Below are 26422 nucleotides of genomic sequence, written 5' to 3'. Positions count from 1 at the left end.
GTCGGTCAGGCGCAGTTGTTGCAGTGCTCCGATTCGGGGATCGCCGCGAGGCGTGCCTCGGCAATCGGTTCACGGCAGGTCGTGCAGAGCCCGTAGGTGCCGGCCTCGACGCGGGCGAGCGCACGCTGCGTGCGGTTGAGGTCGGCGCGGATGCTCTCGATCAGCCGGCGGGCACCGTCGCGGTCTTCTTGGATCGTGCCGTGGTCAGACAGGAGACCGACCAGGTCGGACTCGAGTTCGTGCAGCTGACGCTCGGAGCGTGCTGCGTGTTCTCGAAGCGTCTGTGCGGCTCGATCCGCGACGCTGCTCGCCACGGCGGTGGCGTCGGCGGCGTTGGCGGTGGTCGTCGAATCAGACATCGTTGGCTCCGTGGGGTCCGGGGGCGTCCTGCACGCAGGAGCGCCCAGTGATCGCGTGCGCAGCACGGTAGGGCTGCGCCCGTGGCCGTCGGCGGCGCGACAGCGATGCTGTCGTGCGCCGTGCCAGGCCCGCGGCCGACATCAGTCGCGGAGGATCCGGAAGAACCGAGCCGGTTCGCGGCGCAGGTTCCGCCAGGTGTTGACGATGCCATCGGCGACGACGATCGTGTCGCCGGCGCGGAGGACCGGACGGTCGTCGCCGAGGTCGATCTGCACCAGTCCGTTCATCATCGCGATCACCTCGACGCCGTGGTGCGGGTGGTCGGGGGCCGACGACGATCCGCCGGCGAGTTCGATCAGGAACACGCGGGCGCCGATCGACGTGTCGGGAACCAGCGCCACCGTGTCGCTCGTGAGGCGTCGGCTGCGATCGTGTCGAGCGAGGTGGTAGCGGGGCCGAGGCGTGGCGTTGACGAGCCGGTCGACCGGTACGTCGAGTTCGTCGGAGATCCGCAGCAGCGTGTCGACCGAGAGTCCTCGCGCCCCCGACTCCGCCTGCGAGATGGCGCTGGCGGTGACGCCGCCGATGGTCGCCAACTCCTGTTGCGTCAGGCGGAAGTCGCTGCGCAACGCGGCGAGCCCGCGCGCCAGCCGGCCACCGGTCGGTGCGGGGGTCGCGACGACGTCGTCACCCTCGATGTGCAGCCGATACGACACTCCCTGCTGACTGGCGGCGCGCCCTTCGGCCTTGATGACGCGCAGGCGTTCGTCGCGGACTTCGATGTAGCACTGGGTGATCTGACGGACGGCGTCGAGCGCGGTCCGACCGAAGTCGGAGCCGACGCACCAGTACGCGGTGACGCCGGCCTGGAGCATGGCGGGGCACGTGCGCGAGAAGAAGTCGAGCGCGACCGCCGGACCCCACCGGCGAATCGGACCCGCGAGGTCGTCGACGATGACGCAGTCGGGACGGTCGTCGCGGAACCGCCGGTCGAGTTCATCGCTGAGCAGGCGGGGTCGCGAGTGGACCGACCCCGGTCCGGCGTCGAGACGTTCGACGGTCGGTGCTCGAGGGCTCGGTGCCGCCGAGAACGCCACGTGCAGGACGCGCTGACCGTCGCGAGCTGCCGCCGCGGCGAAGCCGAGACGGAGCGCGTCGTACGCGACGAGATCGTCGCACTGCCAGACGACGTTGTCGCCGGTGATGAGGCCGCCGAGCGCATCGTCGACCGAGGCGAATCCGGTTCCGGTCGGTGTCGGCATGCCGAGACATTAGCCCTGCTGTATTCCACTCTCGTTCGGCACAGCAATCGTGCTCCATGTGGTGCCGAGATCGTTCCACGAGTCGTGGCGTGGGTTCGTAGGCTCGTCGGGATGGTGGAGGTTCCGGACGAGCAGCGGTTGGTGGAGTGGCTCGACGAGATCTGCCGTGACGTCTACCAGCGTGTGGAGTCCCTCGACGGCGGCGAGCTCGCCTCGTACATCCCCGAACTGGCCAACGTCGATCCCGACCGATTCGCGATCGCGACGGTCACAGTCAACGGTGAGTCGGCGCTGACGGGCGATCACGCGCAACTGTTCACGATCCAGTCGATCTCGAAGTTGTTGCTCTACGGCATGGCGCTGGAGACCCACGGTCGGGAGCGGGTGATGCGCCGCGCCGGCGTGGCCCCGACCGGTGATCCGTTCAACGCGATCGAACTCGACGAGAAGCTCCATCGTGCCCCGAACCCGATGGTGAACTCCGGTGCCATCGCGATCACCGACATGGTCGAGGGACGAGATCTCGCCGAGCGCACCGACAACGTGCTGTCGTTGTTCGAGCGGTATCTCGGTCGACGGCCCGACGTCGACCAGGCGGTGTGCGCCTCGGAGCATGCGAGCGGTCACCGCAACCGGGCCATCGGCTACCTGTTGCTCGACCAGGGCATCGTCGACGATCGGGTGGCGGAGACGCTCGACCTCTATTTCCTCCAGTGCTCGATCCTGGTCACGGCCGCCGACCTCGCGCTGATCGGCGCGACGATCGCGAACAACGGGGTGCACCCGATCACGGGTGATCAGATCGTCGGGCCGAAGGTGGCTCGCGACATGCTCACGGTCGCGCTCACGTGCGGCATGTACGACTATGCGGGGGAGTGGGCGTACACGGTCGGGATCCCGGCCAAGAGTGGCGTCGGCGGGGGTCTCGTCGGCATGCTCCCTGGCGTGGGCGGTCTGGCGGTGTACTCGCCGCGCCTCGACGAGCACGGCAACAGCGTGCGCGGGATCCGCGTGTTCGAGAAACTCTCACGCGACTTCGACCTCCACGTGTTCGACCCCGAGCGGCCCTGGAGCCCTGAAACGTGATGGAGCCCTGAAACGTGACGGAGCCCCGAGACATGACGAACGACAACGATCTGCTCGTACGCGATGTCCGGCTGGGTGGGTCGGATCGGTCGGAGGCGATCGTGATCGTCGGCGGTCGCGTGCAATCGGTCGGTGCTGCACCGAGCGACTGGATGGGCCCGACGGTCGACGGTGCCGGGATGCTCGCGTTGCCGGGCCTGGTCGACGGGCACGCGCACGTCGACAAGACCATGTGGGGTCTGCCGTGGCGCGGTCATTCGGCCGATCCCGAGCGAGGACTCGCCGGGTTGATCGACAACGAGCGCTCCGGTCGCCGTGAACTGCCGTCGGTCTACGAACGTGCCGGCGCCCTGCTCGACGCGTACATCGAGCGCGGCACGACGCTGATCCGCACGCACGTCGACGTCGATCTCGACAACGGGGTGTCGGCGGTCGAACAGGTGCGGCAGGCGGCCGATGACCGAGCCGGTGCGATCGACGTGCAGATCGTGGCGTTCCCGCAGAGCGGCATGCTGGTGGCGCCCGGCACCGTCGAACTGCTCGACGCGGCGATCTCGGCAGGCGCCGACCTGGTCGGCGGGATCGATCCGGCGGGCTTCGACGGCTCGCCGGTCGAGCATCTCGACGCGATCTTCGCGATCGCCGATCGGCACGGCTGTGGTCTCGACCTGCACCTGCACGATCGTGGGGCGCTCGGTCGGTGGGAGATGGGGCAGGTCGTCGACCGGACGCGTGCGCTCGGGTTGGACGGCAAGGTGACCGTGTCGCACGCCTTCGGTCTGTGCGACGGCGACCCGTCGATCCCCTCACTGGTCGAACGGTTGGGAGCACAGCGGATCTCGCTGGCGACGGTTGCTCCCGGAAACGTCGATCCGTTGCCGCTCGACCTGCTCGACCAGTACGGGGTCGCGGTGTGCCTGGGCCAGGACGGCATCCGCGATCTTTGGTCGCCGTGGGGCGACGCCGACATGCTCGCCCGTGCCGGGTTGATGGGATGGCGGGCCGGCTATCGGCGCGACGCAGACCTGGATCGTTGCGCCGACATCGCCACCACGCGCGGGGCCGCAGCCATCGGCGTGACCGATCATGCGCTCGTGCCGGGCGGTCGAGGCGACGTGGTGCTCGTCGACGCCGCGTGTGCTGCCGAAGCCGTGGTGACGAGTCCGCCCCGGCGCCTCGTGGTGGCTGCCGGTCGGGTCGTGGCCGGCGATCGAGCGCGCACCGCGACGGACGCCCGTAGGTTGTCGTGATGACCATCGACGCCCCGAACGATCACCATCGCGACCTGCCACGTGTCGCACCGGTCCGTCGCCTCGCCGCGCTCCGGATGGTGACGCTCGGTCTTGCTCTCACCGCGGTGCTGGCAACGTCGCTCTTCGGTGCCACGTCGGTGTCGGCGACCGCGCCCGACACGTCGGTCGACTCGGCTGCGGGCACGATGGTGTTCGTCCTCAGCATCGTCGCCGTGCTGTTCATCGCAGCGATCATCGTCTGGAAGGCGCAGAAGAACCGTCCGCGGTGACGCGGCGGCGGTCGCGTCAGCCGCAGGCGGCGCGTGCGTAGGGGTACGGGTTGACTGCCGCACCGCCGCCGGGATGCACCTGGAGGTGGAGGTGGTTGGCCGACGTGTTGCCGGTCATGCCGACGTAGCCGATCACCTCGCCCTTGGCGACCGTGCGGTTCGAGCCTTCCCACGCACTGAGGTGGGCGTAGTAGTACCGCGTGCCGCTGTTGCCGTAGAGCCGCAGCGTGTTGCCGCCGAGGGTGTTGGTGTTGAACTCGACGCGGCCCGCTTCCATCGCGACGAGCGGCGTGCCGCCCGGGGCCATGATGTCGACCCCTTCGTGACTCCGTCCGCCCGACCGTGGAGCGCCCCACGTGTCGGCGAACGAGCGTGGCCCGTCGACCGGGCACGCGAGTCCGCTCCCCACGTCGGGAACCTGGACGGGAACGGTCGGTGCGGGCTCGGACGAACTCGGCTCGGGCGCGGGTGCCGGCGCAGGCGCTGCCGTGGTGCTCGGGGCCTCCGGTGCCGAGGTGGTGGCCGGCTCGGGCGACGGGTCGGCCTCGACCGGTGCGGCCGTGGTCGCCGTGTCGGTGCCGTCGTCGCCGTCGTCGGTGCTTTCGCCGGCATCGATCGACGCGGTCGCGACGGGAACTGGTGTCGTTGCCGTTGCCGTTGTCGCCGGCGGTTCGGCGGCCGCCTGGCGTTGCAACTCGGCGAGGCGTTCTCGCTCGCGCAGCGCGTCGAGTTCGTGCTGCACCGCTTCGTCCTGCAGGCGTTGCGCCTCGATCTCGCCGAGGCGCACGATCTCGGCTTCGGCCGTGTCCCGGAGGGCGGCGTAGGTCCGCGTGGCATCGTCGGCCGCGGCGCGTTGCCGCTCCAACGAGGTGCGTTGCTGCTCGACCTCCTTCATCACCGCATCGAAGTCGTCGAGGTCGACGTTGATCGTCTCGGTGGCGACGGCGTTGTACATGCCGGCCGACAGCGAGTCGTTGGCGTGTTCCAGATCGATGAGCAACGGAAAGCTGGTCGGTCCGGCACCGACGAACTGGCGGACGGCCTGCTGCTCGAGCCCCCGGCGCATCTCGTCGGCCTCGTCTTCGATCCGTGCGAGTTCGACCTCGGCGTCGGCGATGGCGACGTCGAGTTGGTCGATCTCGGATTCCTTGTCGAAAAGCGCCTGCGCCGCTGCGTCGGCTCGATCGCGTGCCGCCTGGATCTCGGCAGCGGCCTGTTGGGCGGCCGAACCGCCGTGATCGGCCGTGGCGACGGTCGGGATGGCGAGCGCCAGCGACATGGACAGACCGATGGCCAGAGCCCGGGCCGGGAGGGACGTCATGAGCGAGCGTCTGGTGCGCGACCTCGGTCGGTGGCGGTGGAGCATGACGGGCGAACATATGACAATCGCGTTGCGGTCGCATGTCAGCGCCGCAATCTTTTCGGAATGGTGGCCCTGTCGCGAGACGGTGGCCGTGCCGCGGCACGGTGAGCTCGACCGTTCCAGATCGTTGTCGGACGATGCTCGGTCAGTGAGCGTCGGGTCGAACGTCGACTCGGCGCAGCAGTTGGGCGTTGGCCGCGACGACGATCGTGGAGAGGCTCATGAGCGCCGCGCCGATTGCGGGCGGGAGCACGAAGCCGATCGGAGCGAGGACGCCTGCCGCGAGCGGAATGGCCGCGATGTTGTACCCGGCTGCCCACGCGAGGTTCTGGATCATCTTTCGATAGCTCGCGTTCGACAGGACGATCACGCCGAGCACGGAGCGCGGGTCCGACGAGGCGAGCACGACACCCGCCGATTCGATCGCCACGTCGGTTCCCGCCCCGATGGCCAAGCCGACGTCGGCACGAGCGAGGGCCGGCGCGTCGTTGACGCCGTCGCCGACCATCGCGACGGTCAGGCCCCGATCCTGGAGGTCTCGGACGGCGGCGTCCTTCTCGTCGGGAAGCACCTCGGCGTACACCTCGTCGATGCCGAGTTCAGCAGCAACGCTGTCGGCAACGGCCTGAGAGTCGCCCGTCAGCATGACGACACGAATGCCGCGATCGTGGAGCGCATCGACGGCCAGGCGGGACTCGGACCGTACGCCGTCCTCGAGCGCAAGCGCTCCGACGATCGCGTCGTCGACGATGACGTGCAACACCGCCGCGCCACGATGCTCCCACTCGTCGATCTGCTCGCTCAGTTCTCGCGGCGTCGTCAGCTCGAGTTCGCGAAGCAGCGACGGGCCGCCGATCGACACCGACTTCCCGTCGACCGTCGCAGCCACGCCACGCCCCGTCATCGAGCGGAAGTCGATGGCGTCTGCTGCGTCGATGCCGGAACGTGCCGCCTTGCGGACGATGGCACGCGCGAGCGGGTGCTCGGAGTCGCCCTCGACCCCGGCGGCGATGGAGAGGATGCGGTCGGCGTCGCCATCGATCGCTGCGACGTCGGCGACCACGTGCTCGCCGGCCGTGAGCGTGCCCGTCTTGTCGAACAGGACGGTGTCGATCGTGTGCATGCGTTCCAAGGCGAGGCGATCCTTGACCAGGATGCCGTTCTCGGCGGCCTTGGCCGTCGACAGCGAGATCACGAGAGGAATGGCGAGGCCGAGGGCGTGTGGGCACGCGATGATCAGGACCGTGATCGTCCGGATCAGCGCGTCGTCGGTGCGGCCGAGCGCCAACCAGACGATCGCGGTGATGGTGGCCGCCCCGAGGGCGACGTAGAAGAGTACGGCGGCGGCGCGGTCGGCGAGTGCCTGCGCTCGTGACTTCGAACCTTGTGCCTCGGTGACGAGTCGTTGAATCCCGCCCAGAGCTGTGTCGTCCCCGATCGCCGTGACCTCGACGCGAATGGAGTTGTCGGTGGCAACAGATCCGGCGACCACCTGGTCGCCCTCGGACTTCGCCACCGGATTCGACTCGCCGGTCAACATCGACTCGTCGACTTCGACAGCGCCATCGACGATCAGGCCATCCGCGGGAATCCGACTTCCGGAACGAATCAGCAACCGATCGCCCACGACGAGGTCGCCGATCGCCACGCTCTCGATGTCGCCGTTCTCCGTCACCCGCTCGGCGTCGTCGGGCAGGAGTTCGGCGAGCGCGGCGAGGGCCCCCTGCGCTTGTCCGATCGCCTTCATCTCCTGCCAGTGGCCGAGCAGCATGATGACGATGAGCGAGGCGAGTTCCCACCAGAACTCGAGGTCGATCGCATCGGTGAGTGACGCGACCGACGAGGCGAACGCCACGGTGATCGCCAAGGCGATCAACAGCATCATCCCCGGCTGGCGAGACCTGGCCTCGTCGAGGCCGCCGGTGAGAAACGGACGGCCACCGTAGACGTAGATGATGGTGCCGAGTACGGGCGCGATCCAGTGCGAGCCGGAGAACGAGAGCTCGTAGCCGAACCAGTCCTGGATCTGCTCGGAGAAGATCAGGACCGGAATCGCGAGAGCGAGGTTGCGCCAGAACGCAACTCTGAACATCTCGGCATGATCGTCGTGGCTGGCGTGGTCGTCGTGGCTGCCGTGGCTGGCGTGGTCGATGTGTTCGCCGTCTGCATGGTGCTCGGCATGCCGGTGGTCGCGACCCCCGGGGGTATGTCGATCACTGGGGCGCATGGTCCGTTGATGCCTTTCGTCGGTCACGGCCACGACGCTAGACCTTCCAGTCGAGTGGAATGTCAAGTGACGTCGGTCTCGATACCTTGTTGGTATGCGAATCGGCGAGCTGGCGAACACGGCGGGGGTGACCGCGAAGACCATCCGGTACTACGAGTCGATCGGACTGCTCGACGAGCCCGAGCGGACCGAGTCCGGCTATCGCTCGTACGGCCCGCCCGCGATCGAGCGCCTCGATTTCGTGAAGCAGGCGCAGGCGTCCGGACTCTCGCTGGCCGAGATCAGATCGATCCTGCAGATCAAAGATGCCGGTGGGCAGACCTGCGCACACACGACCGAGTTGTTGCGCCACCACCTCGACGAACTCGACGCGCGGATCGTCGAACTCGAAGCGGCGCGTGCTGAGCTGCGGGCGATGTTCGAGCGGGCTGGAGCGCTCGATCCGGCCGACTGCACCGACGCCAACCGGTGCCAGATCATCACCGAGACGGCCGCGACCGGGTGACGTGCGCGGAGGTTGGTGACGCGTGTCACCGAGCGGACGTGTTGACCTTCCCCTCGACTGGAACCCGTACGGTGATGGCATGACGACACCGATGACCGACCATCGAGTGACGCTCGACCTCGACGTCGAGGGGATGACGTGCGGGTCGTGCGCGGCCCGAGTGCAGAAGACACTGGCCAAGCAACCGGGAATCGCCGACGCCGAGGTCAACTACGCCACCGGTCGGGCCCGAATCACCGCGGATGGCGAGATCGATCTCGACGCCTTGACGGCGGCCGTCGAACGCACCGGCTACACCCTGGTCGTGCCGCACGGCATCGACGCTCAGCCCGCCGAGTTCGATGTCGGCGGGATGACGTGTGGGTCGTGCGCGGCGCGTGTGCAGAAGGTCCTCCAGCGACAGCCGGGCGTCGCCGACGCCGAGGTCAACTACGCCACGGGTCGCGCCGTCGTCACCCCGGCGGCCGGTGATCCGCTCGATGCCGCTGGGCTCGCCGCGGCGGTCCGCAAGGCCGGCTACGACCTCGTCGCCGTCGACCGTTACGCCCCGTCGTCCGGACCGTCGGCGACGGAACGCGCCGACCAGGCCGACGACGACGAGGCCCGTGAGCGTCGGCTGTGGCTCCGGCGAGCGCTCATCGCCGCTCCCGTTGCGGCATTCATGGTCTCGACCATGCTCTACCACGACCTCGCGATGGAGAACACCTGGCTGCGCTGGCTGCAGTTTGCGCTGGCCGTGCCGGTGCAGTTCTACGTCGGCTGGCCGATCCTCGTCGGCGCAGCGCAACGGGCACGGCACCTCACCGCCAACATGGACACGCTCATCGCGATGGGCACGCTCTCGGCGTTCGTGTTCTCGACGTACCAGCTGCTGACCGACGGGATGGAGCTCTACTTCGAAGCGGCCGTCGTCATCCTGTTCTTCATCACGCTCGGCCGATACCTCGAGGCACGCGCCAAGAGCCGGGCAGGTAAAGCGCTTCGAGCGCTCGTCGAGCTCGGGGCGAAGGAAGCGCGTCTCGTCCGTGATGGTGTGGAGGAGATGGTGCCCGTCGACACGGTTCGCGTCGGCGACGTGGTCAAGGTGCGTCCGAGCGAGAAGGTCCCCGTCGACGGCGAGGTGGTCGACGGCGCGAGTGCGGTCGACGAGTCGATGCTCACCGGTGAGTCGCTTCCGGTCGACAAGCGGGTCGGCGACAAGGTGGCCGGCGCCACGGTCAACACATCTGGCGTGCTCACGATTCGCGCCACGGCGATCGGCGCCGAAACCGCGCTCGCGCAGATCGTCGAACTCGTCGAGAACGCCCAGACCGGCAAGTCGGCTGCGCAGCGTCTGGCCGATCGCATCTCCGCCGTGTTCGTTCCGGTGGTGATGTCGATCTCGCTGCTGACATTCCTCGGCTGGACCGTCATCGGGGGCAGCGTCAGCGGCGGGGTCTACGCCGCCGTCGCCGTGCTCATCATCGCCTGCCCGTGCGCGCTGGGGCTGGCGACGCCGATGGCGATCATGGTCGGCACCGGCCGTGGTGCCCAGCTCGGCATCTTGATCAAGTCGGTCGAGGTGTTGGAACGAACGCGCCGGATCACCACGGTGGTGTTCGACAAGACCGGCACCCTCACCGAGGGAGCGATGTCGGTGACCGACATCGTCACCGCCGACGACACGACCTCGGTCGAACTGCTGGCGAAGGCGGGAGCGGTCGAGGCCGACAGCGAGCATCCGATCGGCCAGGCGATCGCCGAGGCCGCTCGCGCCGAGCACGGCTCGCTCGACGCGGTGACCGCGTTCGAGACCATCGTCGGTCACGGCATCCGTGCCGACGTCGACGGCACCACGGTCTGGGTCGGGCGTCGCGAGCTGGCGTCGCAGGCATCGCTCGTACTCCCCGACGCGCTCGACGCCGACGCGGCGGAACTCGAAGCGCAGGGCCGAACGGCGGTGTTCGCCGGTTGGGACGGCCGGGTCCGAGGCGTGATCGCCGTCGCCGACACGCTCAAGTCCGCAGCCGTCGACACGGTGCAGCAGCTCCACGATCTCGGATTGACCGTCGCCATGATCACCGGCGACAACTCGCGCACTGCGCAGTCGATCGCGGACGCCGTCGGCATCGATCGGGTGATCGCCGAAGTGCTGCCCGAAGACAAGCATCGCGAAGTGCAGCGCCTGCAGGAGTCGGGGGAGGTCGTCGCCATGGTCGGTGACGGGGTCAACGATGCGCCGGCCCTGGTCCAGGCCGACCTCGGTATCGCCATCGGCACGGGCACCGATGTGGCGATCGAGTCCAGTGACCTCACGTTGCTCCGCGGCGACGTCGACGGCGTCGTCACCGCCATCGAGTTGTCGCGCCGCACCTACCGAACGATCGTCCAGAACCTCGGCTGGGCGTTCGGGTACAACACGATCGCCATTCCGCTCGCCGTGGCCGGTCTGCTCAGCCCGATGATCGCCGGTGCCGCCATGGCGTTCTCGTCGATCAGCGTGGTCGCCAACAGCATCCGCCTTCGCCGCTTCGGCCGCACAAGGCCCAGCACCGCAACGCCCACCGAATCCAGGAGCACCTCATGACCGAATCGACATCAACCCGTACCTACTCCGTGCCCGAGATCTCGTGCGGCCACTGCAAGCAGACCATCGAGTCGGCAGTGCAGGGGCTCGGTGGGGTCTCGTCCGTGGAGGTCGACATCGACGCCAAGACCGTCGCGGTCACCGGTGGCGACAGCGAGGCGATCGTCACCGCCATCGAAGACGTCGGTTTCGACGTCGCCCGCTGACCAGTCAGCCGAGCGCAGCCGGACGGTTTGTCTCAGAGACAAACCGTCCGGTCAGGGGCAGCTGCGGATGGCGTCACCGGTGAACTCGGGAACCGGGCGCTCCGCTGCTTCGGCAGCGGTCGTGGCCTTCCCGTTCTCGGCGATGTCGTCGATGAGCCAGTCCATCTCGTCGATCTCACGTTGCTGTGCCTCGATGATGCTCGTTGCCAGTTCGCACACGCGAACGTCGTCGATCTCGGCGCGCTCGCTCGTCAGGATCGCGATCGAGTGATGGGGAATCATCGCTCGCATCCACGAGGTGTCCTGCACGGTTGCCTGGCTTCTCACGAGGCCGAGTGATGCCGCGAACACCACGATCGAAGCGACGAAGATCGCGATGTTGATCTTCGTGCTCTTGTACATGCTGAGCATGAAGCCGAGCATGATGAACGCCATCACACTGCCCATCAGCAGTGCCATGTAGAACCGGGTCTCGCTCCACCTGACGTGGTCGAACGAGTAGGTGTTGAGGTACATCAGACCGAACATGACGATGGTGGAGGTGGCGATCATCGCCGCGAAACGTCCGTAGCTCATGTGCACGCCGTGACTCCCGGCGTCGTTTCCCTCTGCGTCATGATCGTGAGCGTCGGCGTGGTGCTCCGGTGTGACGTCGTGGTGCTGAGTGTCGTAGTGCTGATCGACGTCGTGTCGGTGGGTGGTGTCGGGTACTTCGTTCATCGAGACCTCCGGGGTTTCCAGTTGGCGGTGGGGCGAGTCGTGGCCCCTCATGGGGGCCGTTCCCGCTCGACTCGCACCTCAAACCGACAATGTGTAGTAGTTCGCGTGCGCCCTGCTTGCGTGCGTGGTGTCGCCCGTCGCCGGAGTGGGCGCCGTCAGGCCGGAAGCGTCGTTGTCGACGGCGGCGCCGCGGCGATGGTGGACGAACTGGTCGTCGACGAGGTTGAGGTGGTCGTCGTGGTCGTCGTGGAGGGGGCCGGCACGGTCGTCGTCGATGTCGTGGTCGTCGGGGGCGTGGTGGTCGGGGGCGTGGTGGTCGTCGGCGGAATCCAGTCGGGGTCTGGGTAGTCGAAGATCATGGGCGCGGCGCCGTAGGTTTCGGGCTCCTCCACGCCGTCGAACACGTAGATCATGTCGTTGATCTCGATCAGGTCGGGAAGGTACTCGGCGATGTGCATGGGGTGGCGGACGCATCCGCGTGATGCGGGGTAGTGGGGCACATTGCCCGAACCGTGGATCGCGATGCCGTAGTTGAAGTAGACCGGCTGGTAGAGCCTTCCGAGCTTGGCGTTGCGCCAGCCATCGACCTTTCGTTCGAAGTGATACACGCCTCCTGGAGTCTTGGAGATGCCGCAGATCCCCTTCTCCTCGGTGGTGCCGTCGTCGAGGTCGATCTTGACGACGTCGCACCATTCGATGTTCTCGCCGGACGAGACGTGGCTGATCACTCGGGCCTCGCCGTCGACGAAGAGGACCGACACCTGTTCGGGCAGGTACACCTCCATGTGGGTGCCGCCGGGTGTGCGGCGGGGTGCGATGCGCACGCCGCGATGGATCAGGTCCCACATCTCCGGTGTGACCGCGCCGCGCATCTCGGTCCGCGGGATGCCGAGCACGATTTTCTCGAATGCCCACACCGACCGGACCGTCGCTCCGCCGAAGACCCCGTCGACCGGGCCGGGGTCGAAGCTGAGGTCGACGAGTGCTGATTGCAGTGTTTCGACCTCGGGTCCGGTCATGCCCTGGGTGAGTTCGTGCGTCAACGTCGGGGTCGGCGCCGAGGCAGCGGTCGTCGGCGCCGCAGCAGCTGGTGCGGCAGCCGCAGGAATGGAGGTCGCCGTGGTCGTCGTGTCGCGCGTGGTGGTGTCGGCCGGGGTGGCGGCATCGTCGTCGTCGGTTGTGTCGTTCTGGCTGTTCGAGTACGACGCGTAGCCGACGGTCGCCGTGGCCGCGAGGCCGGCGAAGATCAGATGTCGTCGGGAGAAGCTCGCCGGAGGTGGAGAGCCGTCGTCGAAGTGTGATCGTGTCGCTGGGCGAGGGGTGTCCACTCCGGGAATACTACGATGTGTCGTAGATTCTGCCGACGTCGCCGGCGGCTGTTTTCACGAGGTTTCGTGAACGCGACTCGTCTCGGTGTCAGGCGGCATCGGCTGCGGAGATGTACTCGCCCTGAACATTCACGGTGACGTTCATCTCGTTCTTTCGCCAGGTCTCGCCGGTTGCGGTGTCGAGCCCGAGCCACGCGATGAGGGTCTCTTGGTCGGCGACGCTGAGCCGCGCGCAGCCTTTGCTCTGTGGCGTCGGCGGCACGTTGTTGGCGCCGTGGATCGCTTGACCGAGGTCGAAGTAGAGGGGCTTGTAGAGGTTGCCGTTCAGCGGGTTGTCGACGCCGACGGGGAACTCGCTGCTGTCGTGCCAACCGCCGTTGTCGAGTGCCGGATTGAATCGAAATGCCTCGGCTCGATCCTGGTCTCGGGTCTCGAAGCCTTCCGAGCCCGTCGATGTCGGGAACACGAAGACCGTGTCGGTCTGGCTTCCGATGAACATGATCTGGCACGTGCGGTCGATCAGGACCCAGCGCTCCGACTCCACGGCGGTCGACGTGGGCGTCGGCAGCGATTCGGCTGCAAACAGGGTCGCCTGCTCCGCCGACCCCGGGGTCATGTCGTCGATCGTCGGTTGGAACCCGAGCGCGAGACGTGCCGCACACAGTCGTTGGCCGGTTCGGGGTCCGGAGACTCCGTCGACGTCGAGGTCGGTGATTCCGTATCCGGCGAACAGCGCGTTCAATCGTGTCTGCTGGCGCTCGACGTTGGCGGACAGCGCCGCCTGGACGCCGGGCTCGTCGAGGAGCGGGCGGAGTCGACCGTCGACATCGTCGATCGAGTTCGCCGGGCAGATGTCCACCAGGTCGTCGCGGTACACCATGTCGGGCCGATCGTTCTCGAGCCACAGGTCGACGAAGTCGGGGATGGTGTGGAGTGCCGCCAGTTCTTGCAGCGACATGTCGCGCTCGGCTCGAACCACACAGTCCGGATCGAACACGTCGAGGGGTGCCGCGGTCGTGGTGGTCGTCGTCGTGGTGGTCGTCGACGTGGTGGTCGTGCTGGCTGGGCCGGTCGTGGTGGTCGGCATCGTGGTGGTCGTGCTGGCGGGGCTGGTCGTGGTTGATGAGATGGAGCCGGACGGAGCGCGGGGAGCGCTCGTGGCGGTCGCCGAGGAGTCGGCCGGCGGGGGAGCGGACGTCGCTTCCGAGCTACACGCTGCCAGGATCGACAGTCCGGCGATCGTGAGGATGAGCCCGCGCTGGGCTCGTCGAGCAGGTCACGTGCATCGGAGCCTCGTTGCGAGGCGCAATGCGGCGCGAGGCGAAATGTACGACACGATGTAGTACTTCACTACTCGGTCGGCGTGATCGTCGGTCGCGCCGGGTGGTTCGTGTCGTAGATCAGCGAACGAGGTGACCGGCGAACAGCACGCTGTGGTGGAGTTGGTACGCGGCGAGCACGAACGTCGCGAGCACGATGACCGAGGTCTGGAGCCGGACGGCCATCGCCGGTTGCTCGACCGGCTCGAGGAGTGCAGCGGCTCGAGCGGCAACGCCATGATCTGCGATGCCGAGCGCGGCGTGCGGACTCGGCATCGCCAGCGCGACCTTCGCGATCGTTCGAGCGGCGAGGCGACGTTCCACGCCCGTGTCGGCGAGCGCCTCCTCGTCGGCCCAGCGTTCGAGATGGAACTCGAGGCGAGTTCGCGCTGGCGTCAGAAACGGGATGAACGCAGTGGTCAGCAGTGCCAGCAGCTTGAATCGGTCGTGGCGATGGCGGGCGTGAGCCCGTTCGTGTGCGAGCACGACCGCGAACTCGTTGTCGTCGAGGGAGTCGCGAAGCCCGTGGGAGATGGCAATGGTGCGGGCGGGCCCGGGCAATGTGTAGGCATAGACCTCGTCGGTCTCGACGAACTCGACAGGCCGAGTGGTGGAGCAGCGCAAACGGCGGTGCCGAGTGAGTACACCCCCGGCTCGGACAGTGCCCATCAGGGCGGCCGCCAGTGACGCAATGCCCAGTACTGCGCCGAACGGCGCGTGATCGGGGAGCACGTGGCGAGACCAGTCGGTCACCGGGTTGTGGAGCCCCATGTGGGCGAGTCCGCTCAGGCCGATCAGCCACAGCGTCAGCGGCGCCGTGGTGAGCAGCGCGGCGAGCATGGCGGCGCCAGCGCGAGCGGCCCTCTCGGGGCGAAGCCGGTCGAGTCGGTGGTTGCCGGCGAGGGCGACGGCGAGTGTGACGACGAGTGGCAGTGCGACGAAATCGGTCATGTGGTGTCGTTGAGGAGTGCGATGAGTTGGGCTGCCTCCGCCGGGTCGAGCGCCTCGGCGAACCCGGCCAGGGCCGACTCGCGGTCGGATGCCGAGTCGAGCACGCTGCGGAGGCGCTTGGCGGTGAGGTCGGCCTCGGTGCTCGTGGCGACGTACTGGTATGCGCGCCCGGCGCGCTGGCGGGTTGCGAGTCCCTTGTCGCAGAGCCGGCCGAGAATCGTGGCGATGCTGGTGTAGGCGAGATCGGTGCCCATCTGTTCGATGACCTCGCTCGGCGACGCCGGGCGGCCGAGTTCCCACAGGGCTCGGAGGACATCGGTTTCGAGTTCGCCATCGGCTCGTCGTGTCATGGTGTGGTCGTTGTTTCTCGTGAAGTGGGAGCGGTGTGTTCGAGGGTAGCGACGTGGCGGACCCGTCGTAGCCGGAGGGCGGCGTACGCAGCTCCCGTGGCGATCATGATGGCGAGTCCGATCCGGGTCGCGCCGACGGATTCGGTCACGACGATGAACCGCGTCTGCAGGTTCGTGCCCGCGTCGACGAGGGCGTCTCTTGACTGGTTGCCGTCGTAGACGGAGAGTTCGAAGCGGCCGTACCAGATCGCGTACGAGCCCGAGAGGAGCAGGAGGACGCCGGCCAGACGCGACGCGTGCTTGGAGACGTTGCGGAGGGCGTCGACGAACGAGTCGTGGGCGAGTGCGGCCGACACGCTGAGGGCCAGGATCACGCTGCCCATTCCGGCGGCGTAGGTGACATAGGTGGCGATCCCGCCCACGAACGATCGTTGCATCGCGAATGTCGACACCGACAGGAAGGGGCCGAGCGTGCACGAAAGTGAGACGAGGGCGTACCCGAAACCAAACGTGGCCATGCCCAGTGCGTCGTTGCGCTGCGCCGACGCTCGCCGTTGAAACGGGAGTCGCGGCCTCCAGCCCGCCAACGCGGCGATGCCCATGGCGGCCATAGCGAGCCCAACGGCGATCGTCACCCAGGGCATCTGCTGACGAAGCTCGGTCGAGGCGCTGCTGAACACCACGCCCACGAGGATGAACATCGCAGCGAACCCGGCGGAGACAGCCGCCGAGACGCCGACGGCGCGCGCGATTCGGTGATCGGAGCGTGCGGTGGTGTCATCCCCTGCGACGAAAGCGCCGACGTATGCGGGGAGCAGGGCGAAACCGCAAGGGTTGATGGTGGCGATCATGCCCGCTGCAAATGCGAGTGCGATCGGCGCGTCGATCACGGGTCCCTCCTCGACGTGGGGGTGAGGTTGCAATTTCTACAATGTGTCGTAGTTTAGGGTCGGTGTTCGACGTCAACCACGCGACCGGTCCACATCGCCGAAACGAAGCCACTGTTGGCGAGCGAGTTCCGTTCTGGCGGCGCCATGCGACCATCGCCTCCTGTGTCACCGCGACCTTGGTCGTCGTTGCAGCATCGTGCGGTGGCGGGTCCGAGGAAGCGGACTCCAGAACCGGCGCCACGTCGGAAGGAGGGGTGACTGGCGAGTCGTTGTATCGGGCGAACTGTGCGTCGTGTCATGGCGTCGATCTCCGCGGAACCGACGTCGGGCCGTCGCACCTGTCGATCGTCTACGAGCCCGGTCACCACGGTGACGATGCGTTCCGTTCGGCGATCCTGAACGGAGCGCGACAGCATCACTGGAACTTCGGCGACATGGCGCCGGTGCCCGGCCTCGATGCAGAGGAGATCGACGACATCATCGCGTACGTTCGCTCCGAGCAGCAGCGTAGAGGATTCGAACGGTGACGCAGTCCGCGTCGTGTCGTGTGAGGATGCTGCGACCACGGGTCGCGCCGTGACGCTGACGTGTGAAGTGCCACAAGGCATCGTAGTGTCGGCTGGTATGCGCCTGGGCTCACATCGATCGGTTCAGGCCGTTGCGGTTGCTCGGTGGCGCGCCCTGCTCGTCGCAGTCGTGCTGGCGATCGTCGCGATGGTGGCAGGCGAGGGGACCGCGTACGCGCACACCGGGTTCGAATCGTCGACACCGGCCGAAGGTGCGACGGTCTCCGAGCCCGTCGACGTCGTCACCATCGTGTTCACGGGCGAGGCGACGCCGGTGGGCGACGAGTTCATCGCGCTGACTCCCGAAGGAGTGCTGCAGCCAGCGTCGAGTATCGAGACGACCGATGACATGGTCTTCACGGTCCGGTTCGACCCGCCGCTCACCGGTGGCCAGGTCGGCATCCGTTGGAACGTCCAAGCCGCCGACGCGCACCCGATCGAGGGTGCATTCGCCTTCACCGTGACCGCACCGGCACCCACGACCGCGCCACCGACGACCGCACCGCCGGAGACCGTCGCACCCACCACCGTTGCGCCCGGCACGTCGTTGCCGGCGACGACCGTCACGCCGGCACCCGATGCCGTCGACGACGTCGGTCCGCCGGGCGAGGACGCGCCGAGCGAGGCCGTGCTGTCGCTCGACGAGTTCCTCGCGGTCGACGACTCGCGGCCGGGAGAAACGACCGCCACGGTCGGTCGGCTCGTCGGCTTCCTCGGGGTGGCACTCGGAATCGGTGCGCTCGCGTTTCTGGCCACGGCGCTGCGGGGCCGGCGCGACGAGGTCGACATGGTGCGATCGGGCATCCGAGTGCTCGGCGTCGTCATCGCCATCGGTGCCGCCATCGAATACGTCGGCGTCGGTCGCATCGCGAACGAGTCGCTGGCGACCGGTTGGTCGTCGGCCCCGGGCTTCGCCGCGGCGTTGCGCATCGTCGGCGGCATCGGCCTCGCGGTCGGTCTCGCTGGGCTCCCCCCACGGACGAGCGCGACGCGACCGGCGGCGAGCAGGTCGCTGTCGTCTGCGGTGGCCGCGCCACGGGAGGCACGGTCGAGTGAGGGCGAACGCATCGTGCGGTGGGCACCCGATGCGCGGTCGTGGCCGGCATTCACCGGTATCGCTCTGGTCATCGTGTCGTTCTGGTTCGACGGCCACACGGTGAGCAAAGGGTTCCGCCCCCTCCACGCGTTGGTCAACAGTGTGCACGTCGTCGCCGGCGCGATCTGGGTCGGGGGAGTGGTCACGATGGCGGCCGTGCTCTGGTCGCGTCATCGAGCGGGTCGCCCGACACGCGGAGCCGAACTGGTCGTTCGCTTCTCCAAGATCGCGTCGCTGGCGCTCGCTGCAGTCGTCGTGGCGGGGCTGTTCATGGCGTTCTTCGTGCTCGACTCGTTCGGCGAACTCACCGGGACGCCCTGGGGCCAGATCCTGTTGCTGAAGACCGTTGCGGTCGGCCTCGCGGCCGCCGGTGGGGCGTACAACCACTTCCGTCTCTTGCCGGCGCTCGAAGACGACCCCGAGTCGCCCGACGTGCTCGCCGAGTTGCGCTCGACGGTCACCGCCGAGGCGATCATGTTGGTCTTCGTGGTCGCGGTGACGGCGTGGCTCGTCGCAGCAGCGACCGCCGCCTCGTAGGGCGAGACTGCCTCCCCGTCAGGGGAACCCGATCAGCATCGAGATGCCGAAGAGGGCGAAGAGAACCGCCGACGCCCACGAGAGCACCGACGACGAGATGCGGTCGCCGACCATCGATCCGGCGAGTGCGCCGACCATGCCGCTCGCGACCTCGCCGATCGTCGCTCCGACCCAGGTCCCGATCGGGTCGGAGCGTGCGGCGAGTGTGGCCGTGGCGATCTGCGTCTTGTCGCCCATCTCGGCGATGAGGATCGTGAGCCCGATCGACACGATCACCGACGACCTGGCGATCGAACGTCGCAGCGCGCCGGAGCCGGAGGCCGCATCGTCGTCGAGTTCGGCGCCGTCGCCGGCCTCGTCGTCGCCGTCGTCGCGCCGGATCGCGAGGATCGCGAAGGCGATGAACACCAACCCGCCGGCGATCTCGATCTGACGCTGCGGGAACGTTGCGCCCAGCACGCCGCCGACGGCGACAGCGAGCAGGCTGGCCGCGCCGTACCCGAGCGTGAGGCCGATGGCCACGCGTCGGAGCGAGTGGCGAGCACCGAACCCGAGAGCGAGGAGTTGTGTCTTGTCGCCGAGTTCAGCGACGAAGACCACGCCGAACGCGGCGATCGCTGCATTGACGAGGTCCACCACATCGTTCTATCCGCCCACCGGTCCGGAGCGAGACCCGCGACCGGCGCTCGGCACGACGCTCGTCACACGCGGGTGTTGACAAACGTCACAGACGCGACAAGAATGACGACTAATCACCCACTAGTGAATAGGTATGCATTGCCGGGATGAACTGGGATCTGACACAGGCCGCCGATTGGCGCACGGCTCGGGAGAGCATTCGAGACGGGGCGCCCAGCGATGTCGCTCGGCTGCTCGGCGCGCGGGCCACGGCGACCCGGCGGGCGATCGTGCAGCAGATCGATCTGGCACAGCAGGGGCACATCGGCGGCGACATGTCGGTCACCGACATCTTGACGACGTTGTTCAGCGCCGTCATGAACATCGAGCCGAGCGACCCGGAGTGGGCGGAACGCGATCGGTTCATCCTCAGCAAGGGGCACTGCGCCGCATCGCTGTACGCGACGCTTGCGCACTCCGGCTACTTCCCGGCCGATGAACTCTCCACGTTCATGCAGCCGCTCAGCGCGCTCAACGGCCACCCCAATCGCAACAAGGTGCCCGGCGTCGAAACCAACACCGGCCCGCTGGGTCACGGCCTTCCGGTCGGTGTCGGCCAGGCGCTCGCGGCCAGACTCCAAGGACGGAGCGGGCGCGTGTTCGTCGTCATGGGAGACGGCGAGATGCAGGAGGGCAGCAACTGGGAGGCCTTCATGGCAGCGGCGCATCACCGACTCGACAATCTGACGACGATCATCGACCGGAACCGGTTGCAGCAGGGGGCTCGCACCGAAGACACCAACGCACTCGAACCACTCGACCGCAAGCTCGCCGCCTTCGGTTGCGACGTGCGCATCGTCGACGGCCACGACTACGTCGAACTGATCCGAGCGCTACGCCCCGGATCCGACGGCCAGCCGGTCGCCGTCATCGCCAACACGATCAAAGGACGCGGCGTGTCGTTTGCCGAAGACCGCGTCGAATGGCACCACAAGGTGCCGTCCGCCGAGCAGGTCGCCACGGCATTGGAGGAACTCTCGTGACCACGATCTCATCGCCCGCACCGGCGCCGACCCACGACAACCGACTCGCGTTCTCCGACGAACTGCTCCGTCTGGCAGCCGACGACCCGCGCATCGTCGCAGTCTGCAACGACTCGGTCGGGTCCTCGAAACTCGAAGCGTTCCGTGACGCGTACCCCAATCGTCTCGTCAACGTCGGCATCGCCGAACAGAACATGGTCGGCATCGGTGCTGGTCTGGCGAGCGCCGGACTGATCCCCTTCGTCTGTGCCGCCGGCCCGTTCCTCACCGCCCGTGCGCTCGAGCAGATCAAAGCCGACGTGGCCTACAGCCAACTGCCGGTCATCTTGTGCGGAATGAGCCCGGGGGTCGCCTACGGCGAACTCGGACCCACCCATCACTCCATCGAGGACTACTCGTGGATGCGGGCGCTCCCGGGGGTCGACATCGTGGTGCCCGCCGATCGCGCACAGACGCGGGCGGCGGTGCGCGCACTGGTCGAGCACCCGCGCCCCACGTACATGCGGGTGGGTCGCTACAAGGTGCCCGATGTGAGCGGCACCGCCGTCGATGGATCGCCGGTGGCCATCGAACGCGGTCGCTTCCAGCAGGTGCGCGATGGCGACGACGTCACGCTGGTCGGCATCGGCACGACGGTGTCGCTCGCCGAGCAAGCGGCCGTGACGCTCGCCGATCGTGGGGTCGCCGCCCGCGTGTTGAACGCCACGCACCTCGCCCCGTTCGACCGAGATGCTGTCGAGCGGGCGGCTCGTGACACGCGAGCGATCGTCACGATCGAGGAGGCGAACGTCGCCGGCGGTCTCGGTGCCGCGGTGGCGATGGTCGTCGGTCAACTGCGACGCGAACAGCGGGTGCCGCTCCGCGTGCTCGGCTTCGATCGCTTCGCCGAGACCGGAAGCGCTGCGTTCCTGCTCCACCGAGCCGGCCTGACCGCCCCGTCGATCGTCGGGGTCGTCGAGGAGGTGCTGAGCGATGACGACCACTGACGGTGTGGTGCTCGCCGTCGACCAGGGCACCGGTTCGACGAAGGGAATCGCCGTCGACCACTCGGGAGCGATCGTGGCCACGGCCGACTGTGCGATCGGGCAGCGGTATCCCGCGCCCGGACACGTCGAGCAGGACGCCGCCGAGATCGCGGCGAGCGTCGACACGGTGCTCGGCGAGTTGCTCGATCGTCTCACCGCGACTGGGCTGGGTGATCGTCCGATCGTCGCCGTCGGCTTGAGCACACAGCGCGAGTCGGCTCTCGCCTGGGATCGCGCGACCGGCAAGCCGCTCGGACCGATGCTCGGCTGGCAAGATCGGCGGACGCGTGAGCGCGCCGAGGCGCTGCGGTCCGACGGGGTCGAGGACGAGGTGCGGCGAGTGACCGGCCTGCCGATCGACCCGATGTTCTCGGCGCTCAAGTTGTCTTGGCTGCTCGACGACATCGACCCCGATCGCCGGCGAGCGGATGCTGGCGAGATCGCCGTGGGCACCATCGACTCGTGGCTCGTCGCACATCTGTGCGGTCAGCACCGGATCGAGACGGGCAACGCCAGCCGCACGCAATTGCTGGGGCTCGACGCCGCTGACTGGGACGTCGACATGGCGGCGCTGTTCGGGGTGCCGCTCGCCGCGCTCCCGACCGTCACCGCATCGAACACGACGATCCCCATCACGCGTCACGACCGGCTGGCAGGGGTGCCGATCCGCGGCATCCTCGGAGACTCACACGCGGCGTTGTTCGGCCACGGGGTGAGAGCCCCCGGCACGCTGAAAGCAACGTACGGCACCGGGTCGTCGGTGATGGGCCTGATCGCAGCGTCGGGAGCGGACCCTGCGTCGACCCCCGTCGGCACGGTGCGGACGATCGCGTGGCAGCTCGACGACATCGACTACGCGGCTGAAGGAAACATCTTGTCGACCGGCGCCACCCTGGTGTGGGTCGCGGACCTCCTCGGGATCGACACCGACGAACTGATGGCACTCGCCGAACTCGGTCCGGACGATCACGGGGTCGACCTGGTGCCGGCGTTCGCCGGGCTCGGCGCGCCGTGGTGGGACGATCGCGCGGTCGCCGTGCTGTCGGGATTCGACCTCGGTACCAGCCGTGAGACCATTGCTCGGGCGGCCGCCGAATCGATCGTCCTGCAGGTCGACGACGTCGTCGCTGCCTTCGACACCGGCGACCGGCGTCGCACGGGGTTGATGGTCGACGGCGGCCCGACCCGAAACGACTGGTTGATGCAACTGCAGAGCGACCTGAGCAGCCGCACGGTCACGCGGCCACCCGTCGAAGGTCTCTCGGCGTTCGGCGCGGCCCATCTCGCAGGCGCAGCCGCGGGCATCTTCGACGTCGACGCTCGTCTCTGGGAGAGCGACGACCGCTCGTACTTCGAGGCGAAGCTGCCTCGACAGACCGCCGCCGCCCGCCGCGCCCGCTGGCACGATGCCGTGCGCCGGGCGCGGCACGAACCCGAGCCGACCTGCACCGATGGTGAGCGAGGAGTCCGATGAAGCTCACCAGGCCGAGCCGGGCCGTCACGATCCAGATCGCGATCGTCGTCGTGGTGCTCGTCGCCGCGGCGCTGTCGACCAAGCGGGTCGACATCGACGAAGCGAACGCAGCGGCGGGCGATGCGTTCGATCCCGCTGCGTACGCCGAGTCGAGATACGACAGCGTCATCGTTCCGGCCGTCACCGAGAACGCGATCGAGCTGTCGTCGCTGCTCGCCGACCTCGCCGACCTCGCCGACGGAGCCGACGAGGCGACGCTCGGCAACACCCCCGGCACCGCCAGTTCGTTCAGCTTCCCGGTCACGGCCACCGGCGTCGTCACCGAGGTCGACGGCAGCGTCGCGACGATCGCGGTCGAGGGCGTACCGAGCGACGTCACCGTGCTCGTCCAGATCGGCCCGGCGCTCAACGGCACCGCGCTGCGCGACGTCACCGGCACCATCTCCTTCGACGAGTTCACCAACCAGCTCGAGTATCAGCGGGTCGGCACCGCGATCAACGACATCGTGCGCACCGACGTGCTCTCGGCCGTCGACCCGACCCAACTCGACGGCGCGACCGTCGACGTCGTCGGCGCCTTCACCCGGGTCAACCCGCAGTTGGTGTCGATCGTCCCGATCTCGATGGAGGTCACGCCATGACGCTGACGACGCCGATTGATTCCCCACCCGACCAGGTCGAGGGTCAGGTGGTGATGCGAGCGCACGGCATCACCAAGGTCTACGGCGTCACCCACGCGCTCAAAGGCGTCGACTTCGAGGTCCGCGCCGGTGAGGTGACCGCGCTGTTCGGTGAGAACGGTGCCGGCAAGTCGACGTTGATGAAGATCCTGTCCGGGGTCGAGCAGCCGACCAGCGGCACGCTCGAACTCGACGGTAGCGAGGTGGTGTTCGCCGACACCGTCGATGCCGCGCGTCGCGGTATCGCCATCATCCACCAGGAGCTCAGCCTCTGCCCGAACCTGTCGGTGCGCGACAACATCTTCATCGGACGCGAAGTGAGGCGGCGCGGCGCGGTCGACTATCGCAGTGAGCACGAGATGGCGACGCGCCTGCTCGATCGGCTCGACGAGAGCTTCAGTCCGGCCACGCTCGTCGGCGATCTACGGCTCGGACAGCAGCAGATCGTCGAGATCGCCCGGGCTCTCGCCGGTGAGGCGCGCGTGCTCATCATGGACGAGCCCACCTCGGCGCTGTCGGTGTCGGAGGTCGAGGTGCTGTTTCGCGTGGTGCACGAGCTCAAGGCGGCGGGCGTCGCCATCGTGTACATCTCACACCACCTCGAAGAGGCGCTCGACATCGCTGATCACGGCGTCGTGTTCCGCGACGGCGCGCTGGTCGCGAGTGCCCCGGCGGCCGAGATGGATCTCGAATGGGTCGTGTCGCACATGGTCGGTCGGGCGTCGTCGTCGCTCGCGCTCGATCTGGGCGCCGAGTTCGGCGAACCGTTGCTGACGCTGCGCGACGTCGACGTGGTCGATCCGCACAACACGACACGGCTCGCGGTTCGCAACGTGTCGCTCGACGTGCGCGCCGGCGAGATCGTGTGCCTCTACGGGCTCATGGGTGCCGGCCGCACCGAACTGCTCGAAGCGCTCGCCGGTCGCATCCCGATCCAGCGCGGCACGGTCACGCTCGACGGGCGGGTGTTGGCCGACGAGTCGATCGGCGAACGCATCGACATGGGTCTGCCACTCGTTCCCGAAGACCGCCAGCGCGACGGGCTCGTGCAGACGATGTCGGTCGGCGAGAACATCTCGTTGGCGAGCATTCGGCGATTCCTGGCTCGCTTCGGGCTGTCGTCACGCTCGGAGTGCACCTCGGTCGACGGTGCGATCGCCGACATCCGCGTCAAGACCGCGAGCCGCGATGCGGCGATCAGTTCGCTGTCGGGTGGCAACCAGCAGAAGGTGGTCATCGGCAAGGTCTTGCTCACGCATCCGAAGCTGATGCTGCTCGACGAACCGAGTCGTGGCATCGACGTCGGAGCGAAGGCCGAGATCTTCTCGCTGATGGCCCGCGAGGCGCGACGAGGACTCGGTGTGTTGTTCGCCACGAGTGAGGTCGGTGAGGCGCTGACGTCGTCGCATCGAATCCTCGTCATGTCGAAGGGGAGTGTCGTGCGCGAGATCGACCCGCGCACGGCCACACGTGAACAAGTGATGGTGGCGTCGGGCGAGTCGGCAGCGCCGGGTCTCGCCGACGCCGCGTCGGAACCAGGGGGTGTCCATGACTGACCATGCGGTCTCCGTACCGGTGACGAATCGATCGCGGTTCCAACGCCTGACCGGCGGGCGCGACGTGACGTCGTTGCTGCTCGAAGGGCGGGCGTTCATCGCGCTGATCGTGCTGATCATCGTGTTCTCGTTCCTGTCCGACGTGTTCCTCGACCGGTCGAACCTCATCACGATGACCAAGCACGTCGCCTACAACGCGATCCTGGCGTTGGGCATGCTCTTCGTGGTGCTCAAGGGCGGTATCGACCTGTCGGTCGGCTCGATCGTCGGTCTGTCGGGGATCATCGCCGGCGTCCTCCTCGGCGGCGTGCAGGTCGACTCCCTCGGCGTCGTCTTGTATCCACCGGTGTGGGTGGTCGTGCTGGGCGCCGTCGCCGTCGGCACCTTCGTCGGCCTGGTCAACGGGCTGCTCGTGGCGAAGTTCAAGGTCGCACCGTTCATCGCCACGCTCGGCACGCTCTACATCGCCCGCGGTGCCGCGCTGCTCATCTCCGACGGCACCACCTACCCGAAGCTGGGCGGCTCGAAGGAGCTCGGCAACACCGGCTTCCTGTCGATCGGCGGCGGACGCATCCTCGGGATTCCCAACGCGATCTGGATCATGATCGTCCTGGCGATCTGCGCCGCGTTCATCACCCGTCGCACGGCGTTCGGTCGGTGGCTCTACGCGACCGGCGGCAACGAACGGGCGGCCGAGCTGGCCGGCGTCCCGATCAGCCGAGTGAAGATCCAGGTGTACATGATCTCGGGCTTCTGCGCCGCCATCGTCGGCCTGATCATCGCGTCCGAACTCACGAGTGCGGCGCCGCAGACCGGTGAGGCCTTCGAACTCAACGCCATTGCGGCGGTGGTCATCGGAGGCGCAGCGCTCAACGGTGGCCGAGGCAACGTGCAGGGCGTGCTCATCGGTGCGTTCGTCATCGGCTTTCTGTCCGACGGCCTCGTCCTCGTCGGCGTGTCGCCGTTCTGGCAGATCGTCATCAAGGGCGCCGTCATCGTGCTCGCCGTGATGCTCGACCAGGCCCAGCAGAGCATCCAACGCAACAAGAACGCGGCGCTCGCCGCGGTCGACAAGTTCGACGATCCAGACGCATCGGCACCCGATTCCGCCGTCGTCGTCTGACTCGACAGTGATCTCGACGGCGCCGCCGTCGTGAACCCAAAAGAGGAGA

Annotated in this window: 25 protein-coding genes; 14 read left to right on the top strand and 11 right to left on the bottom strand. The window is 67.8% G+C overall.

Annotated elements, in window-relative coordinates:
• Positions 1 to 5 precede the first annotated feature (5 nt).
• Together YM304_RS16040 and YM304_RS16035 are read right to left on the bottom strand one after the other, a co-directional pair.
• Positions 6 to 359: a TraR/DksA family transcriptional regulator gene (locus tag YM304_RS16040; RefSeq protein ID WP_015442758.1), complete on the bottom strand. Its 354-nt coding sequence runs from the start codon at positions 357 to 359 to the stop codon at positions 6 to 8.
• 141 nt (positions 360 to 500) lie between these two features.
• Positions 501 to 1622 (bottom strand): XRE family transcriptional regulator, encoded by a 1122-nt coding sequence (locus YM304_RS16035; RefSeq protein ID WP_015442757.1) that lies wholly within the window; start codon positions 1620 to 1622, stop codon positions 501 to 503.
• A gap of 111 nt (positions 1623 to 1733) precedes the next feature.
• On the opposite strand from YM304_RS16035, the gene glsA reads away from it, so the two are divergent.
• From glsA to YM304_RS16020, 3 genes are read left to right on the top strand one after another with little or no spacing between them, the layout of a single operon-like run.
• Complete coding sequence (glsA, locus tag YM304_RS16030; RefSeq protein WP_015442756.1) at positions 1734 to 2708, top strand: glutaminase A; 975 nt, start codon at positions 1734 to 1736, stop codon at positions 2706 to 2708.
• A gap of 32 nt (positions 2709 to 2740) precedes the next feature.
• Positions 2741 to 3958: an amidohydrolase gene (locus tag YM304_RS16025; protein ID WP_015442755.1), complete on the top strand. Its 1218-nt coding sequence runs from the start codon at positions 2741 to 2743 to the stop codon at positions 3956 to 3958.
• Positions 3958 to 4230, top strand: a complete 273-nt coding sequence (locus YM304_RS16020) for a hypothetical protein (protein WP_041298368.1) — start codon at positions 3958 to 3960, stop codon at positions 4228 to 4230. The genes YM304_RS16025 and YM304_RS16020 overlap by 1 nt, the downstream gene beginning before the upstream one ends.
• Positions 4231 to 4246: 16 nt before the next feature.
• Here the strand turns inward: YM304_RS16020 and YM304_RS22835 are convergent, their stop codons facing one another.
• A complete protein-coding gene (locus YM304_RS22835) occupies positions 4247 to 5551 on the bottom strand; it encodes a M23 family metallopeptidase (RefSeq protein ID WP_051071465.1) in 1305 nt (434 codons plus the stop codon).
• A 187-nt stretch (positions 5552 to 5738) separates the two neighbouring features.
• Entirely contained in the window at positions 5739 to 7820 is a 2082-nt protein-coding gene (locus tag YM304_RS16010) for a copper-translocating P-type ATPase (protein ID WP_154723681.1), read from the bottom strand.
• A gap of 94 nt (positions 7821 to 7914) precedes the next feature.
• On the opposite strand from YM304_RS16010, the gene YM304_RS16005 reads away from it, so the two are divergent.
• The 3 genes from YM304_RS16005 to YM304_RS15995 all read left to right on the top strand — a co-directional run bounded on the left by YM304_RS16005 (position 7915) and on the right by YM304_RS15995 (position 11097).
• Positions 7915 to 8325 carry a heavy metal-responsive transcriptional regulator gene (locus tag YM304_RS16005; protein WP_015442751.1) on the top strand — a complete coding sequence of 137 codons (411 nt, stop codon included), beginning with the start codon at positions 7915 to 7917 and terminating at the stop codon, positions 8323 to 8325.
• Between the two features lie 79 nt (positions 8326 to 8404).
• Positions 8405 to 10891 carry a heavy metal translocating P-type ATPase gene (locus tag YM304_RS16000; protein ID WP_083908413.1) on the top strand — a complete coding sequence of 829 codons (2487 nt, stop codon included), beginning with the start codon at positions 8405 to 8407 and terminating at the stop codon, positions 10889 to 10891.
• Positions 10888 to 11097 carry a cation transporter gene (locus YM304_RS15995; RefSeq protein WP_015442749.1) on the top strand — a complete coding sequence of 70 codons (210 nt, stop codon included), beginning with the start codon at positions 10888 to 10890 and terminating at the stop codon, positions 11095 to 11097. The genes YM304_RS16000 and YM304_RS15995 overlap by 4 nt, the downstream gene beginning before the upstream one ends.
• A 51-nt stretch (positions 11098 to 11148) precedes the next feature.
• On the opposite strand, the gene YM304_RS15990 is transcribed toward YM304_RS15995, so the two are convergent.
• From YM304_RS15990 to YM304_RS15960, 6 genes are all read right to left on the bottom strand, one after another.
• Positions 11149 to 11673, bottom strand: a complete 525-nt coding sequence (locus YM304_RS15990) for a DUF305 domain-containing protein (protein ID WP_041300249.1) — start codon at positions 11671 to 11673, stop codon at positions 11149 to 11151.
• A gap of 299 nt (positions 11674 to 11972) precedes the next feature.
• Positions 11973 to 13145 (bottom strand): L,D-transpeptidase family protein, encoded by a 1173-nt coding sequence (locus YM304_RS22830; protein WP_015442747.1) that lies wholly within the window; start codon positions 13143 to 13145, stop codon positions 11973 to 11975.
• An 88-nt stretch (positions 13146 to 13233) separates the two neighbouring features.
• Positions 13234 to 14232: a L,D-transpeptidase gene (locus tag YM304_RS22825; protein ID WP_051071464.1), complete on the bottom strand. Its 999-nt coding sequence runs from the start codon at positions 14230 to 14232 to the stop codon at positions 13234 to 13236.
• Positions 14233 to 14545: 313 nt separating this feature from the next.
• On the bottom strand, positions 14546 to 15415 hold the full coding sequence (locus YM304_RS22820) for a M56 family metallopeptidase (RefSeq protein ID WP_015442744.1): 870 nt from the start codon (positions 15413 to 15415) through the stop codon (positions 14546 to 14548).
• Positions 15412 to 15765, bottom strand: coding sequence for a BlaI/MecI/CopY family transcriptional regulator (locus tag YM304_RS15965; RefSeq protein WP_015442743.1), 354 nt, complete (start codon positions 15763 to 15765; stop codon positions 15412 to 15414). The genes YM304_RS22820 and YM304_RS15965 overlap by 4 nt, the downstream gene beginning before the upstream one ends.
• Positions 15762 to 16655: a cytochrome c biogenesis CcdA family protein gene (locus YM304_RS15960; protein ID WP_015442742.1), complete on the bottom strand. Its 894-nt coding sequence runs from the start codon at positions 16653 to 16655 to the stop codon at positions 15762 to 15764. Before YM304_RS15960 ends, YM304_RS15965 begins: the two co-directional genes overlap by 4 nt.
• Before the next feature lie 254 nt (positions 16656 to 16909).
• Here YM304_RS15960 and YM304_RS25090 point away from each other — a divergent pair, with 254 nt between their 5' ends.
• Together YM304_RS25090 and YM304_RS15950 are read left to right on the top strand one after the other, a co-directional pair.
• Positions 16910 to 17182: a c-type cytochrome gene (locus tag YM304_RS25090; protein WP_162142088.1), complete on the top strand. Its 273-nt coding sequence runs from the start codon at positions 16910 to 16912 to the stop codon at positions 17180 to 17182.
• Between the two features lie 97 nt (positions 17183 to 17279).
• A complete protein-coding gene (locus YM304_RS15950; RefSeq protein ID WP_015442740.1) occupies positions 17280 to 18854 on the top strand; it encodes a copper resistance CopC/CopD family protein in 1575 nt (524 codons plus the stop codon).
• A gap of 18 nt (positions 18855 to 18872) precedes the next feature.
• Here the strand turns inward: YM304_RS15950 and YM304_RS15945 are convergent, their stop codons facing one another.
• Complete coding sequence (locus tag YM304_RS15945; RefSeq protein ID WP_015442739.1) at positions 18873 to 19490, bottom strand: TMEM165/GDT1 family protein; 618 nt, start codon at positions 19488 to 19490, stop codon at positions 18873 to 18875.
• 149 nt (positions 19491 to 19639) lie between these two features.
• On the opposite strand from YM304_RS15945, the gene YM304_RS15940 reads away from it, so the two are divergent.
• Genes YM304_RS15940 through YM304_RS15915 form a run of 6 tightly spaced genes read left to right on the top strand, consistent with a single transcriptional unit; the run spans position 19640 to position 26373 of the window.
• On the top strand, positions 19640 to 20515 hold the full coding sequence (locus tag YM304_RS15940) for a transketolase (protein WP_015442738.1): 876 nt from the start codon (positions 19640 to 19642) through the stop codon (positions 20513 to 20515).
• Positions 20512 to 21501 carry a transketolase family protein gene (locus YM304_RS15935; protein ID WP_015442737.1) on the top strand — a complete coding sequence of 330 codons (990 nt, stop codon included), beginning with the start codon at positions 20512 to 20514 and terminating at the stop codon, positions 21499 to 21501. The genes YM304_RS15940 and YM304_RS15935 overlap by 4 nt, the downstream gene beginning before the upstream one ends.
• Positions 21488 to 23014, top strand: coding sequence for an FGGY family carbohydrate kinase (locus tag YM304_RS15930; RefSeq protein ID WP_015442736.1), 1527 nt, complete (start codon positions 21488 to 21490; stop codon positions 23012 to 23014). The genes YM304_RS15935 and YM304_RS15930 overlap by 14 nt, the downstream gene beginning before the upstream one ends.
• On the top strand, positions 23011 to 23655 hold the full coding sequence (locus YM304_RS15925; protein ID WP_015442735.1) for a DUF2291 family protein: 645 nt from the start codon (positions 23011 to 23013) through the stop codon (positions 23653 to 23655). The genes YM304_RS15930 and YM304_RS15925 overlap by 4 nt, the downstream gene beginning before the upstream one ends.
• The gene (locus tag YM304_RS15920) at positions 23652 to 25250 is read left to right on the top strand and encodes a sugar ABC transporter ATP-binding protein (protein WP_015442734.1); all 1599 of its coding nucleotides are present in this window, start codon (positions 23652 to 23654) and stop codon (positions 25248 to 25250) included. Before YM304_RS15925 ends, YM304_RS15920 begins: the two co-directional genes overlap by 4 nt.
• Positions 25243 to 26373, top strand: coding sequence for an ABC transporter permease (locus YM304_RS15915; protein ID WP_041298366.1), 1131 nt, complete (start codon positions 25243 to 25245; stop codon positions 26371 to 26373). The genes YM304_RS15920 and YM304_RS15915 overlap by 8 nt, the downstream gene beginning before the upstream one ends.
• The last annotated feature ends 49 nt before the right edge of the window (positions 26374 to 26422 follow it).

The sequence above is a fragment of the Ilumatobacter coccineus YM16-304 genome, from assembly GCF_000348785.1.
Lineage (GTDB): Bacteria > Actinomycetota > Acidimicrobiia > Acidimicrobiales > Ilumatobacteraceae > Ilumatobacter_A > Ilumatobacter_A coccineus.
This window is presented reverse-complemented; position numbering and strand designations above follow the sequence as displayed.